The sequence below is a fragment of the Pseudomonas sp. LBUM1673 genome (genome assembly GCF_059695645.1).
The window spans coordinates 1,859,620-1,872,842 of sequence record NZ_CP166780.1 but is presented as its reverse complement, the minus strand read 5'-3'; the positions used below and the strand labels follow the sequence as shown (position 1 = coordinate 1,872,842).

12 protein-coding genes and 3 pseudogenes are annotated in these 13,223 nt (G+C 56.5%); 7 read left to right on the top strand and 8 right to left on the bottom strand.

All coding sequences use genetic code 11. The features are described from left to right. Positions 1-55: 55 nt before the first annotated feature. The 4 genes and pseudogenes from ACA044_RS08520 to ACA044_RS08505 all read right to left on the bottom strand — a co-directional run bounded on the left by ACA044_RS08520 (position 56) and on the right by ACA044_RS08505 (position 1,962). Positions 56-481 (bottom strand): hypothetical protein, encoded by a 426-nt coding sequence (locus ACA044_RS08520; RefSeq protein WP_497447343.1) that lies wholly within the window; start codon positions 479-481, stop codon positions 56-58. Next, positions 455-1,052, bottom strand: a pseudogene (locus ACA044_RS08515) (plasmid partitioning protein RepB C-terminal domain-containing protein); the annotation flags it as partial. The gene ACA044_RS08520 and the pseudogene ACA044_RS08515, both read right to left, overlap by 27 nt. A gap of 14 nt (positions 1,053-1,066) precedes the next feature. Further along, a complete protein-coding gene (locus ACA044_RS08510; RefSeq protein WP_497445961.1) occupies positions 1,067-1,378 on the bottom strand; it encodes a hypothetical protein in 312 nt (103 codons plus the stop codon). Positions 1,379-1,596: 218 nt separating this feature from the next. Further along, on the bottom strand, positions 1,597-1,962 hold the full coding sequence (locus ACA044_RS08505) for a histone-like nucleoid-structuring protein, MvaT/MvaU family (RefSeq protein ID WP_497445960.1): 366 nt from the start codon (positions 1,960-1,962) through the stop codon (positions 1,597-1,599). A gap of 484 nt (positions 1,963-2,446) precedes the next feature. Here ACA044_RS08505 and ACA044_RS08500 point away from each other — a divergent pair, with 484 nt between their 5' ends. Further along, positions 2,447-2,749, top strand: a complete 303-nt coding sequence (locus ACA044_RS08500) for a hypothetical protein (protein WP_497445959.1) — start codon at positions 2,447-2,449, stop codon at positions 2,747-2,749. Positions 2,750-3,469: 720 nt separating this feature from the next. Further along, positions 3,470-3,946, top strand: a complete 477-nt coding sequence (locus ACA044_RS08495) for a hypothetical protein (RefSeq protein ID WP_497445958.1) — start codon at positions 3,470-3,472, stop codon at positions 3,944-3,946. A gap of 1,010 nt (positions 3,947-4,956) precedes the next feature. Here the strand turns inward: ACA044_RS08495 and ACA044_RS08490 are convergent. The 4 genes and pseudogenes from ACA044_RS08490 to paaY form a co-directional block, all read right to left on the bottom strand. Continuing rightward, positions 4,957-5,937, bottom strand: a pseudogene (locus tag ACA044_RS08490) (mechanosensitive ion channel domain-containing protein); the annotation flags it as partial. Between the two features lie 32 nt (positions 5,938-5,969). After that, positions 5,970-6,100: pseudogene (locus ACA044_RS08485) on the bottom strand (hypothetical protein); the annotation flags it as partial. A gap of 318 nt (positions 6,101-6,418) precedes the next feature. Continuing rightward, positions 6,419-7,342 (bottom strand): phenylacetic acid degradation operon negative regulatory protein PaaX, encoded by a 924-nt coding sequence (paaX, locus tag ACA044_RS08480; RefSeq protein WP_497445957.1) that lies wholly within the window; start codon positions 7,340-7,342, stop codon positions 6,419-6,421. Between the two features lie 78 nt (positions 7,343-7,420). Beyond that, on the bottom strand, positions 7,421-8,017 hold the full coding sequence (paaY, locus tag ACA044_RS08475; RefSeq protein WP_497445956.1) for a phenylacetic acid degradation protein PaaY: 597 nt from the start codon (positions 8,015-8,017) through the stop codon (positions 7,421-7,423). Between the two features lie 371 nt (positions 8,018-8,388). Here paaY and paaF point away from each other — a divergent pair, with 371 nt between their 5' ends. The 5 genes from paaF to pcaF are packed head-to-tail and all read left to right on the top strand — an operon-like array spanning position 8,389 to position 13,180. Continuing rightward, complete coding sequence (paaF, locus tag ACA044_RS08470) at positions 8,389-9,162, top strand: 2,3-dehydroadipyl-CoA hydratase PaaF (RefSeq protein ID WP_497445955.1); 774 nt, start codon at positions 8,389-8,391, stop codon at positions 9,160-9,162. Positions 9,163-9,221: 59 nt separating this feature from the next. Further along, complete coding sequence (gene paaG / locus ACA044_RS08465; RefSeq protein WP_497447186.1) at positions 9,222-10,013, top strand: 2-(1,2-epoxy-1,2-dihydrophenyl)acetyl-CoA isomerase PaaG; 792 nt, start codon at positions 9,222-9,224, stop codon at positions 10,011-10,013. Positions 10,014-10,016: 3 nt separating this feature from the next. Beyond that, complete coding sequence (gene paaH / locus ACA044_RS08460) at positions 10,017-11,534, top strand: 3-hydroxyacyl-CoA dehydrogenase PaaH (RefSeq protein WP_497445954.1); 1,518 nt, start codon at positions 10,017-10,019, stop codon at positions 11,532-11,534. Next, a complete protein-coding gene (paaI, locus tag ACA044_RS08455; protein WP_497445953.1) occupies positions 11,527-11,976 on the top strand; it encodes a hydroxyphenylacetyl-CoA thioesterase PaaI in 450 nt (149 codons plus the stop codon). The genes paaH and paaI overlap by 8 nt, the downstream gene beginning before the upstream one ends. Continuing rightward, positions 11,969-13,180 (top strand): 3-oxoadipyl-CoA thiolase, encoded by a 1,212-nt coding sequence (pcaF, locus tag ACA044_RS08450; protein ID WP_497445952.1) that lies wholly within the window; start codon positions 11,969-11,971, stop codon positions 13,178-13,180. Before paaI ends, pcaF begins: the two co-directional genes overlap by 8 nt. Positions 13,181-13,223: the final 43 nt, after the last annotated feature.

Genomic DNA, 13,223 nt, shown 5'->3' with positions numbered 1-13,223 from the left:
AGTGCGGTCGATACCGTTTACGCGTAACTCAAGTTTAAGGTCACTCACCACGGGGTTACAGGCCAATCTCCCAGCCCAGAAAATCCTCTTTGATCGCATCATCCGCGTAGCCGTCCTGCAGCAACCGAGCTTGGATCGAGCGAAGCAGATGGGCTTTCAACCCCTGGCGCAAACTCACAAATCGCGACGCGTCATCAAACGAGCTGAGCACCCATCCCCTGCTGTGGAGTAACGTCCATAGCATCAGCGTCGCATTAGCTCCTACGCTCGATGCATGCAGTCGCACCGGCGCATCCAGTCCTGGCGTTCGTCTGAAGTTGTCCAGTGCATCACTCATTAAAATGCGAAACGTGTCAGGCCCATAATGTGTCTGAGCAATCGACCACACGGCTGACTCAATATCATCCAAAAACGAAAGCTCCATACAGTTAGGCCAAGTGAACACGGACTCGATCAGCATCTCTGGGCGGGTCGCAGCCACCACCATCCGGGCAAGCTTTGCGTAAAACAGTTTGCCGAGATCATTATTTCCACGGTCTCAATTTTGTCGAATTGGCTTTATCTGCCGGAGTGCGCGAAACACATCCTGCGTTACCATACGAACGTTGAGCATCTTCACCACTTCTGCCGCTATGCCGTTTTACAAGTTCGCTCGCTCATGAATTCGATCCAGATTGACTCCAAGCACCTGGGCAATGCGAGTGGCCTCCATCCCTTTCTCCAGGGCCGCACTAATCATCTTATGTTCTCGGATCGGTATCAGACAGTTGATCTCCCGGTTATAGGTGAACCCTTCGTCATCAGTTGATATCAGGTACAGCGCTTCAGTCCCTCCTAGCGCTTTCAACGCTTCCAGACGGAGGTGCCCGTCCAGCAGTATGTACATTCCCCCCGTCACCGCTGGTTTGGGGTGAACGGCCAACGGCTCAATGATGCCGAGCTCCTTGAGAGCCCAGAATGCCGGCGTACTTTTTACTTTCCTTGATGATTTTTTCGACCTTGCGGGACGTGAGAATTCGCTCAACCAGGCCGGCGATGTCCCGTTGTTCGATCTCGGAGTCGCGAACTAAGCCAGTTCAATAGACCAAGAACCCCGCTTATGCTGGTTGCCGTAACGCTGATACCACGTGCCACCATAAAAGTCCGTTTCTTCCAGATACAGCAGAGCGGTATACAAATAGTCATCTGCAGCCAACTCCTGGCGTACTTCAAATGCTCCGTCATCGTTCTTTTTGGCTTGATACGTAACGCGGCTACCACCTTCATCAACATGCTCGATGATTAGGGAATCATCGCGCAGCACAACTTGGCATGGGATGAGTTGCTCGCCATCAACGCCGTCTACTGAGTAGTACATGCGAGACTTCTCAAAATTCATGACCTGTCCTCATGAGTGCATCCACCTGACAGGATGGTTTACCGTCGACTCAATGTTCTAGAGTACTGGGTTTATCAGGTGAAAAATGTTGAATTCAATTACCGAACTAAATCTGATAGCTGCCCCCTATCTGCACATGACTTGCACATTGAGAAAGCTCGCGTCCGATAACTCTATGAAAAAAGGCCCTCGAAGGGCCTTTTGTATTCAAACCAAGATCACTTGGCCAGCCAAGACTCGACTTTTTCCGAGCCATATTTTGTTTTCCATTCTTTGAGCGTTTTGTGGTTTCCGCCCTTAGTTTCGACCACTTCCCCTGATTCTGGATTTCTGTAGACCTTGACCTGGCGCGGCTTGCGGCTACCGACCTTCGCTTCAGTGGCTGGTGCGCGACGACCTGCTTGCGGGTCAAGCAGGTTAATAACGTCTTTCAAGCTGTAGCCGTACTTAGCTAGCAAGGCGCGCAATTTGGTTTCAAATTCAATTTCCTGCTTGAGGCCGGCATCGCCCTTCAGTACTTCCAATGCTTGAAGCTGTTCAGCAAGGTGTTTTTCTAGCTGGCGAAATTCCGCGAGTTTGGACATATGAAACCTCATGTGCTTCAGTAAATATGAGAGTAGTATAAACACAGCGCTTACATCTGCGCCATCACATTTATGCAGCTTTCCCGGCAAAGAAAACAAAGGGAGGCTCGCCCTTCAGGACTTAATAGATAGAGTTTCGTCCGTAACGTGTCTACGAGTCTGTTAGCTTGCAGCTTCATAAATGTCAGAACATTATCGAGGGATGGCCCGCCCCCTAGTGGCCATTGAGGTGAGTAACAAAAGATGAAGTATTAATGGCTGACTTCGCAGCGCATCTCCCCTCTCCCCATAGCGGAGGACGCAGCAGCCCGCCAGGCCACGTTACTCATCGAAAGACAACATCTGCCCAGGGCGCCTACTCGTATTAGGCAAAAAAACCGCCGCCCCTTCCAAAACTCTGAATTTTGTTAAAAACTGAAAACAACCATTGCGCCCACCTTCGATCCATTTTTACAATTAACTACAACAAAAAAAGGAGAAGACCGTGAATTACAGATCATCCGAATACATCAAGCGGTACAATCAACAGCTGAGTAAACACGGCGACTGGAAGGTGGAATTGTGCGTTCATGAATGTGGCGAAGATGCTGAGTTTCGTGTTTATCGATTTGATACCGATAAAAAACAATACTTTCTCATGGGGTATATACCTATCGACACCCCAATAAGCGTGCTGACTAGCTGTAAACCACTGTGCAAACATTACTTCCAATGGGGTCAACTGGTTGCCATCTCAGGCATGGCCAGTCCTTCAGGCGAAGGCTCGAGCGTGTTTATCTTTACGTAAAATAATGAACGTGGTGATATTCAGTGAACCATCCTCGCCACGTTTCTTGAGTACCTAGCATGGTACTGCGCGCTAATTAAACACAAAAACAAGGGAGTCGCCGAAATCTGGAGATCTTAGATGCAATCGGTGAGAGGGCATGGCGCTATGTTCATAGGCCAAGTTCCCATTCTAAATAATCCCCCCGCGTGCCTCGTTGGCATAATATTCACGCACAGCCGGAAGGAAGCGCAGCAGCCGATTCCTCAAGTCTTCCCGCATGCCTAAAAATTGGATCGCCTTTCCAATCGCGCTGAGTTCGAATGCCCTCTCTGGAGTGATTGCCAGAGCATGTTGGGCGTGCCTGCGCCTAGAGTGGATACGTTAAACCGTGCTCGACCATTTAGCCTTGGCGTTCGCCTGTGGCTATTCCCAGCCTCGCAGAAGCTAGAGAAATGCAGATCATCATTTTAAATAAGCTGATCCCAGCCGTCCAGCCACTGCGAGGCCAAAGTCACTTGAAACTCAGCAACACCCAGGATCGTCGAAACAATCCTACTAACCTGAAACCATAGGCACACTTCGTTAAATATACAGGCGAATGTCGGACAACATAAATCATGTCTAAAAATTTGCTCGATAACCCATACAATATTTACTTTGGCGAAGCTTTTTTGTTACTGTAATAACAGACCTAAAACTGCGAAATTCCCCCCCCCCAAAAAAAACATAGGTGATCTGATGCTGCACGTACAGAAAAACAAGAAAGACAATATTGTGGTTGTATCTTGCGTACTGAAAAACGCTTCACATGAACAGATGCGTTGTCTAACACCGGCCGTAGGAATTGGCTGGATTTTGGGCGCGCTTGGTCAATCCATCGCGCTCTCAAATCGTCCGGGGCACCAGCTAGAAGATAACGACGTTTTATTTCAATCGATACGTCTTTATATCTCTGATTTTACTGAAATAGATTTTAAGGCGCTTGTGAAGTGCTACAGCCTGACGGATAGAACCACATTTATGAGCAAGCACCTTCCATCGCCTGCCATATCTTCAAACACAATTTCCATACCTAAACAAATTACAGCAGGGTGGCTGGCCTTTAACAAAATGGGAGATAACCCTACCGACGTTGCTTCGCTGCAGGATTTTATCAAAGACTACGACAGAGAGCTGAAACGGCACGCATCCAGTTACTCGCAGCCAGTCGTTTGAGATACGAAGAATGAATTTCTATGAGCTGACTGAGCATCACGCTGAGCTAGTTTGGCCACAAAGCGGAAGCGCATATTTGGCTGTCAACCGAATATGCGCAGGTCGTTACCGAATGCGCCCAGGCTACCACCTCAATTGCTAATATCGCTTTACCTACAACCTCAAGCTAGCCTCGTAATAATGGATCGGGTGCATGCGCAGTAAACTTTAGATAAAATACCCGCTATAAATGTGAAGCATCGATGCAGCGCTCGCTTCCTGATAGATGCTCAGTTCATGGAGTCAGTGGATATCGGGGGGGCAATGCTAGCTCGGCGGTTCGTGTTCCATTTCGCACGACTCCATCTCTTTTTTTCAAGCATATCCCGAATCGGCCAGAGATCTCATTTCGGCCCTTGGACAAGCCACTCCAAGTGCTCCGGGGTGTTTTTGGCGCAGATAAAATGGTTCATCATCCTAGTTATCATCGTCCTTGCGCTTTTTTCCTACTGACCCACTGGAGACCCGATCACAAGGCACCGAGTAACAATTTAGCACCACTCTATTCGGGTGTCCGTTCAGCTTACTCGAAGATCAATCGAACGGTTGTGTCTGGCGGAATGCGCGGAGGCAAACCGAGCTTCAGCCGGGATTTACCCCTGAACGGCTGATCCTGATTGAAATGACCCCACCAGTCAGGCGCACGCTGTAAAACGCACACTGCGCTAAGTTTCAAGTCCGCCCGGCAGTTGCTCACGCCAACTGCAAAATCGACATCGTGCGTCACTGATCAGCTCAATACCTATGGCCGACCTTTACAGCGGGGCAGCGAATGGGGGGAAGTCACGGCATTAGCGAAGAACTCGTATAGTTCGAGGTGGCGTCAGCGTAGGGGGACTGTGGGCGCAAATGGCACTGCTTCGAGCTGGTAGATCAGCAAGATCGCCAGCCCGTTGGACTTTAATGGCGGCCTGTACGCGGTTTATGCGTAGGTTTTTTCGCGAGCAGACTCGGCTCCATAGGAGCCCTGGTTATGCATTACGGTTTTGCAGCCAGCTCAAAAATCCGCCTTTCTTAATTTGCACGGGTCTCGCCAGCACCAATTGGCCGTTCTGCTGGCGAACCGCTTGTAGCTTGTTCAACGCTCGACCAGCATCTACCCGCTTTTCCATGTATTCGCGGGTCAGGGATTTGTCGATCCGGTAGATGATGCACGAGGTCAAGGTGGTAAACGTGGCCTGGGAGGGTATATCGCTGATGATGCTCTGTTCACCCCTCAACTCGCTCGGACCCATTCGCCCAACCTCGGTGTACCCTGCGCCATCTGGCACCGTTGCGCTAACCACGCCGGTTGCGATCACCATCAAACTGTCAGGCACCTCCCCTACTTCCAGCACCACTTGGCCCGCCGCATATTGTTGCGCCACCATCAACTGCGCCATGTTATCGCGCTCGTATTCGCTCAGGGAGCGGAACACTTTCACTTCATCGAGCAGCGTCCGCGCTCGACTTGTGGGTTCGATCACACCCTCAAGCTAGCGGGAAATACCGGCGGCTTCGAGGTGCCGGTGGGCCAAGTCGAATAGTTGATTGTGCACTTGGCTTTTCTTGCCAAGTTCGGCAATGAAGCCGCTGGCTACGTACTCGGACATGGTTTCACCTGCTTCTTTCAACACCGCTTTTGGCGCCGGGCTGAACAGCAACTGGCTGCTGCCTTGAAGTGTGCGCTCCAGGGCATCCAGCACCCGACGCGGGCGAACATGATTGGGCACTTGTATGCTGATCGACACGCCATGCACATTATTTGGTCGGCTCAGGTTGACGATTTTCGCCTTAGCGGCCACTGAGTTTGGCACCACCGCGGTGCTGCCGGCGCTGGTTAGCAGGTGGGTCGCGCGCCAGTCGATGTCGAGAACTTTGCCCTCGACGCCGTCTATCATGATCCAGTCGTCCACTTGGTAGGGCTTGGTGGTGTTGAGCACGATCCCGGAAAACACGTCGCTCAAGGTACTCAAGACAGTTGAAGCCCGGTATGTGGCTAGGCGTAGATATAGATCTTCAGCAAGCCCGCAGGATGAAAGGCCGGGCGACCGGTCGTGGCTGCTTGACACCCTCAAAACCGAAAGTATCCATGTCGAATTCGTTGACGAAGACGTCGTCCACACGCACCGAATTTTCTCGAAGTCCCGAAGGTTAAACAATTCACACAGCCTAGATCGATACCGTAAGCGTTCGGCCAACACGTCGTCCTGATCCCAACGAGTTAGGGTTGATCGTCACTTGCCCTTCAAGATCTTAAGATCAATCGATGCACCACTCATGACCAGTGTGGGAGGAAGCGAACCGTTTTCTGCTGCGCCCAGGCGGATGAAATCGGCTCCCCTGCCAGATGGGATCGCACTCATGCCTAATCGCCGTGTGAGCGAGACCATATGGCGAGGGATTTCTGGCATTAACTACGCCAATCCAAACACCCTCCGGAGCAACGAAGGTTTATTTAAGCCCGCCAAAACGTCGATAAAAGCTTTCGCCAACATCCGGTAACGGACCGTCGGCGGTTTCCAGTGCGTTGTTCAACCACTCTTCGGCTTTGGCGTAGATCAACCGGTAAATGTTGCGGCACAACTGGCGAGCAGCACGACCTTCCCAGTCGCCAGGCAATAACTCGTCCGGCAATTGCGGGTCGCGCAGCAGCAGTTTGCGGTACTCATGAATAAGCAGAATCCGCGCCAGAAAGCAGTCGCAGGGTTGCAGATGTTCTTGCTCGCGAAGCGCTTGCCATAGCGGCCGGAACAGTTGGATGAACTCGCTGTAATGGGTCGCCAGCTCCTCGATGTTCCAGCTCTCGCGCACCTGCAAGCGCAGGGACTTGGAGGCCAAGACATCTTGGGCTATGGTTTCGAAAACGATGGTTTCTTCCTGCGCGCCAAGGTCCAGCAAGGTCGCGTTGACGTCGGCACGGTCGCTGCGCGGACAAGCCAGCACCGCCGGTGAGATCGCACCAAAACCCTGCCACTCCAGTTCTTCGCGCACCTGTTTGCGCTTATCCGGGGTCAGTTGAGTGAGCATCACCAAGCACCAGGCACCGTCCCACGCTGGCACCGAAGAGCTATAGACCCGCTTGAAGGCCTTATCGAAACGGCGGCGACCGGCACCGGTCAGGCTGTAATAGCTGCGACGCCCGACTTTCTCGGCGGTGAGCCAGCCTTCTTTGGTCAGGCGAAAAATCGAGGTGCGGATCAGACGCTCGTTGATGCCGATGGGCTCGAGCAATTGAATCAGGCTGCCCAGCCAGACCGTTCCGCCATGGGGCTCGATGGCATCGCCGTACAACGTGATGATCAGGGAGCTGGCACGGATCGGTGTCTGCTCCTGAAAGCGGGTAATCAGATGGTTCAACGGTGTCAGGGACGACATGGGCGTACCGAGCTAAAAAAAGAAAAGGAATATACCGAATGTGCGTCCCACAGGGGGGTTGTGTTCACAGGGTTGTGTTCACAGGCTGCTGCCCTTGGGCCGCACACCGCTGTCGCTGATGCGTGGGCGATCGGGTTCCGGCTCGGTCAGCGGTTCGCAGACTTGCATCTGCTCGAGGCAACGCTTGGCCAGTTGCTGATATTCGCGGGTGCCCGCCTGCTTCCACGACACTTCCTCATCGCTGAGGCTGCGCTTGACGCTGGCCGGTGCGCCCATCACCAGTGACTGCTCCGGGCATTCGAATCCCGCCTTGACGAAGGCCGCTGCCGAGACGAATGAGCGAGGACCAATGCGCGCGTTGTCCATCACCACCGCATTCATGCCCACCAGCGCATCGGCGCCGATCCGGCAACCATGCAACACAGCGCCGTGACCAATATGACCGTTGCGCTCTACCACCGTGTCGCTGTCCGGAAAACCGTGCATCACGCAGGTGTCCTGCAGATTGGCGCCCTCCTCCAGCACGATCCGGCCAAAGTCCCCGCGCAGACTCGCCAGCGGCCCGACGTAGCAACGGGGGCCGACAATCACGTCACCGATCAGCACGGCCGACGGATGAACGTAAGCAGTGGGATCAACCACCGGGGTCAAGCCATCGAGGCTGTAGCAAGTCATGGGACGTTCCTTTAAGCGCAATGCCGGGTGTATTTACAAAGCGATGCCGATATGGAGCCATTTTGTATCACATCTCTTTTACCAGCACAAAGACAAAAAACCGTATCACTTAATCACGGCGCTTGAAGAAGGCCCAGCGATGCGTCTATCCCAGCCATTAAAACCAATAAAACTGGCGATTATCCGATCATTACCCTTCTCATAAGACCGCCATTAAAATGCCAACCACTCATCAATAAGACACATTAAATCAGTTTTACTATTGTATTTACGTATCACGTTATAGGTATACTCAGGCAAAACCGGCCCACCGAGCCGATCCAATAATGAGCCGGCATTACAGCCGAGCGTGCACCGTGAGAGCATCCGCCATGCCTCTAACCCTTGCTGTCGAGTTCATCGAGCCGGGCGTCCGCCTGATTACCCTGCAGCGCCCACAAGCGCTGAACGCCCTGACCACCGAACTCCTCGGTGAACTGGCGGACGAGCTCAACGCTGCACAAGCCGATCCCGGCACCCGCGCCGTAGTCCTGACCGGCAGCCGCAAAGCCTTCGCGGCCGGCGCCGACATCAAGGAAATGGCCGAACGCAATCTGGTCGGCATCCTCGACGACCCACGCCAGGCGTCGTGGCAGACCATCACCCGTTTCAACAAACCGCTGATCGCCGCCGTCAACGGATTCGCCCTCGGCGGTGGCTGCGAACTGGCGATGCACGCCGATATCATCATTGCCGGTGAAGATGCGCGCTTCGGTCAGCCGGAAATCAATCTCGGGATCATGCCCGGCGCCGGTGGCACCCAACGCCTGCTGCGCGCCGTCGGCAAATCCATGGCCATGCAGATGGTCCTGACCGGCGAGGCGATCGACGCCCGCCAGGCCCAACGTGCCGGCCTGGTCAGTGAAGTGACCCAACCGGAATTCACCGTCGAACGCACCCTGCAAATCGCCCGCAGCATTGCCGGCAAAGCACCGCTGGCGGTGCGTCTGGCCAAGGAAGCGCTGCTCAAGGCGATGGACACCGACCTGGCCAGCGGCCTGCGCCTCGAACGCCATGCCTTCACCGTGCTGGCCGGCACCCGCGACCGTGATGAAGGCATCCGGGCCTTTCAGGAAAAGCGCACGCCGACCTTCACCGGGCAATAAACCGGCACAACTACCCCAATAAAAAAGCAGCGAACGACCTCTCAGAGAGCGCCATGACCATGAACTTCGAACACATCCTGTTTTCCATCGAGGCCGGCGTCGCCCTGCTCAGCCTCAATCGGCCGGACCAGCTCAACAGCTTCAACGCGCAGATGCATGGCGAAGTGAAGGAAGCGCTGAAACAGGTCCGCCAGAATCCGGACGTGCGCGTCCTGCTGCTGACCGGTGAAGGTCGCGGCTTCTGCGCCGGGCAAGACCTCAGCGACCGCAATGTCGCGCCGGGCAGCGCCGTGCCGGATCTGGGTGAGTCCATCGAGAAGTTCTACAACCCGCTGATCCGCCAATTGCGCGACCTGCCGATGCCGGTGATCTGCGCGGTCAATGGCGTGGCGGCCGGGGCCGGCGCCAACATTCCGCTGGCCTGCGACCTGGTACTGGCGGCACGCTCAGCGAGCTTCATTCAAGCCTTCTGCAAAATCGGCCTGATCCCTGATTCCGGCGGCACCTGGACGTTGCCGCGGCTGGTAGGCATGGCTCGGGCCAAAGCGCTGGCCTTGCTCGGCAATCGCCTGACGGCCGAGCAAGCTGAGCAATGGGGGCTGATCTACCGCTGCGTAGATGATTCCGAACTGCGCAACGAAGCCCTGACGCTCGCCCGCCACCTGGCCACCCAACCGACCTACGCTCTGGCGCTGATCAAGCGCAGCCTGAACGCCAGCCTGAGCAACACCTTTGACGAACAGCTGGAGCTGGAAAAAGACCTGCAACGCCTGGCCGGGCGCAGCGAGGATTACCGTGAGGGTGTCAGCGCCTTCATGGAGAAACGCAACCCAAGCTTCAAGGGGCGCTGAGTCATGACTGCATTGAACACCAACGCGCGCATCGCGGTGATCGGCGCCGGTGCCATGGGCGCAGGCATTGCGCAGGTCGCTGCACAAGCCGGCCATCCGGTGCTGTTGCTCGACAATCGGCCGGGCGCTGCCGCTCAGGCCATCGATGGCATTGACCGGCAATTGGGCAAACGGGTCGAGAAAGGCAAGCTCTCGGCCGGGGCGCGGACCGCAACCATCGCCCGCCTGCAGGCCGTGGAAGCCATCGAAGCGTTGGCCGATTGTGAGCTGATCATCGAAGCCATCGTCGAGAACCTCGAGGTCAAACGCGCCCTGTTCCGACAGCTGGAAAGTATCTGTGATGAACGCTGCATTCTCGCCAGCAACACCTCGTCGCTGTCGATCACCAGCATTGCTGCGCAGCTGAACCATCCGCAACGCTTGCTCGGCCTGCACTTTTTCAACCCGGCACCGATCATGGCGCTAGTGGAAATCGTATCCGGCCTGGCCACTGATCCAGCGCTGGCCGAATGTCTGTACGACACTGCCAAGGCCTGGGGTAAACAACCGGTGCACACACGCTCGACGCCGGGCTTCATCGTCAATCGCGTGGCCCGGCCGTTCTACGCCGAGAGCTTGCGTTTGCTCCAGGAAAGCGCCGCTGATTGCCCGACGCTGGATGCACTGATGCGCGATGCCGGTGGCTTCGCCATGGGCGCGTTCGAACTGACCGACCTGATCGGTCATGACGTCAACTATGCCGTGACGTGCTCGGTGTTCGACGCCTATTACGGTGACAGCCGCTTCCTGCCGTCGTTGATCCAGAAAGAGCTGGTGGATGCCGGACGTCTGGGGCGCAAAAGCGGCCAGGGATTTTACAGCTATGCCGAAGGTATCGAGCGTGCGCAACCCGCTTCAATCAGCCGCGAAAGCTCCGTTGAAACCTGCGTTGTAGAAGGTGATCTGGGCATCGCAAACGCTCTTATCTCGCGTTTTCGCGAGCACGGCATCGACGTCATACAGCGCGATGGCCAGGGCTTGCTGCGCGTCGGTGATGCGGTGCTGGCCTTGAGCGACGGGCGCATGGCGTGTGAGCGCGCCAACGAAGATGGCCTGCGCAATCTGATCCTGCTCGACCTGGCGTTCGACTTTGGCAAGGCCAGCCGCATCGCCATCAGTAGCTGCGCAGGCATCGAACCCTGCGCGCTCGAACAGGGTATTGCGCTGCTTCAACAGGCCGGATTCAAAGTCAGCCAACTCAGCGACAGCCCGGCCCTCGCCGTTTTGCGCACCGTCGCCATGCTCGCCAACGAAGCCGCCGACGCCCTGCTGCAAGGCGTGGCCTCGGCTGCCGACATCGATCTGGCGATGCGTACCGGCGTCAATTACCCCCAAGGTCCGCTGGCCTGGGCGGCCACGATCGGGCTTTCACACATCCTGAAGGTGCTGGAAAACCTGCAAGCCCGTTATGGCGAAGAACGCTATCGACCGTCGCTGCTATTGCGCCGCCGGGTCGCCGAAGGGAGAAATTTCCATGACTAACCACGAAGCGATGAACCTGGCCAGTACCTGCGCGCAAACGATGTTCAAGCGCGACGCCGCCAGTCAAGCCATGGGCATGCGCCTGCTCTCGGTGGCCCCCGGTGCAGCCCGCGTGGGCATGAGCGTGCGCGCCGACATGATTCAGGGTCACGGCACCTGCCACGGCGGTTACCTGTTTGCCCTCGCCGATTCGGCGTTTGCCTTTGCCTGCAACAGCTACAACGAAGCCACGGTCGCTATCGGCTGCAGCATCGACTACATCGCTCCGGCGCGCCTGGGCGACACCTTGAATGCCGACTGCATCGAGCAAAGCCGTTCCGGTCGCACCGGCAACTATGACGTACGCATTGAAAACCAACTGGGCCAGCTCATTGCGCTGTTCCATGGCAAATCCTACAAAGTGCGCGGCGCTGTGCTGACGCAGGAGAATCCGAATGAATGACGCCTTGATCATCGACGCGGTGCGGACCCCGATCGGCCGCTACGCCGGAGCCTTGAGCAGCGTGCGCGCCGACGACCTCGGCGCGATGCCGCTGCGCGAACTGCTGCGCCGTCACCCGCAAGTCGACTGGAATGCCGTTGATGACGTGATTTACGGCTGCGCCAACCAGGCCGGCGAAGACAACCGCAACGTTGCACGCATGTCGGCTCTGCTGGCCGGATTGCCGGTCAGCGTGCCCGGCACCACACTCAACCGTTTGTGCGGTTCCGGGCTGGATGCTATCGGTACCGCCGCCCGGGCGATTCGCTGTGGCGAGGCCGGGTTGATGCTGGTCGGCGGTGTCGAATCGATGTCCCGTGCACCACTGGTGATGGGCAAGGCCGAACAGGCGTTTTCCCGCGACGCGCAGGTCTACGACACCACCATCGGCTGGCGCTTCGTCAATCCACTGATGAAAAAAGCCTTCGGCATCGACTCCATGCCGGAAACCGCCGAGAACGTCGCCGAGCAGTTCAACATCTCCCGTGCCGACCAGGACGCCTTTGCCCTGCGCAGCCAGCAGCGCGCCGGTGCAGCCCAGGCCAGCGGGCGCTTGGCCAAAGAAATCGTTGCGGTAGAAATCCCCCAGCGCAAAGGCCCTGCCAAAGTCGTCGAGCATGACGAGCACCCGCGCGGCGACACCACGCTTGAGCAGTTGCAGAAGCTCGGCACGCCGTTTCGCGAAGGCGGCAGCATCACCGCCGGCAATGCATCCGGAGTCAACGACGGGGCTTGCGCGCTGTTGCTGGCCAGCCCGCAAGTCGCTAAACGCCACGGCCTGAAGGCTCGCGGCCGGGTCGTCGCCATGGCCACCGCAGGCGTCGAACCACAGATCATGGGCATCGGCCCGGTGCCGGCAACCCGCAAGGTACTGGAGCTGGCGAACCTGAGCCTGGCGGACATGGACGTGATCGAACTCAACGAAGCCTTTGCCGCCCAGGGCCTGGCGGTGTTGCGCGAGCTCGGCCTGAGCGACACCGACCCGCGGGTCAATCCCAACGGCGGCGCCATTGCCCTCGGTCATCCGCTGGGCATGAGCGGCGCACGGCTGGTGACCACCGCCCTGCATGAACTGGAAGAACGTCAGGGTCGCTACGCCTTGTGCACCATGTGCATCGGCGTTGGCCAGGGCATCGCGCTGATCATCGAGCGCCTGTCCGACTAAAGAACCGCGATTCCCGAGGAGCCGAGAGGTATCCTTGGGGCAT

Bases quoted from the DNA above. Each gene is read 5' to 3' on its own strand.
- ACA044_RS08510 (WP_497445961.1), bottom strand. From the start codon at position 1,378: ATGAATTTTGAGAAGTCTCGCATGTACTACTCAGTAGACGGCGTTGAT.
- ACA044_RS08505 (WP_497445960.1), bottom strand. From the start codon at position 1,962: ATGTCCAAACTCGCGGAATTTCGCCAGCTAGAAAAACACCTTGCTGAA.
- ACA044_RS08495 (WP_497445958.1), top strand. From the start codon at position 3,470: ATGCTGCACGTACAGAAAAACAAGAAAGACAATATTGTGGTTGTATCT.
- paaX (WP_497445957.1), bottom strand. From the start codon at position 7,342: ATGTCGTCCCTGACACCGTTGAACCATCTGATTACCCGCTTTCAGGAG.
- paaY (WP_497445956.1), bottom strand. From the start codon at position 8,017: ATGACTTGCTACAGCCTCGATGGCTTGACCCCGGTGGTTGATCCCACT.
- paaF (WP_497445955.1), top strand. From the start codon at position 8,389: ATGCCTCTAACCCTTGCTGTCGAGTTCATCGAGCCGGGCGTCCGCCTG.
- paaG (WP_497447186.1), top strand. From the start codon at position 9,222: ATGAACTTCGAACACATCCTGTTTTCCATCGAGGCCGGCGTCGCCCTG.
- paaH (WP_497445954.1), top strand. From the start codon at position 10,017: ATGACTGCATTGAACACCAACGCGCGCATCGCGGTGATCGGCGCCGGT.
- paaI (WP_497445953.1), top strand. From the start codon at position 11,527: ATGACTAACCACGAAGCGATGAACCTGGCCAGTACCTGCGCGCAAACG.
- pcaF (WP_497445952.1), top strand. From the start codon at position 11,969: ATGAATGACGCCTTGATCATCGACGCGGTGCGGACCCCGATCGGCCGC.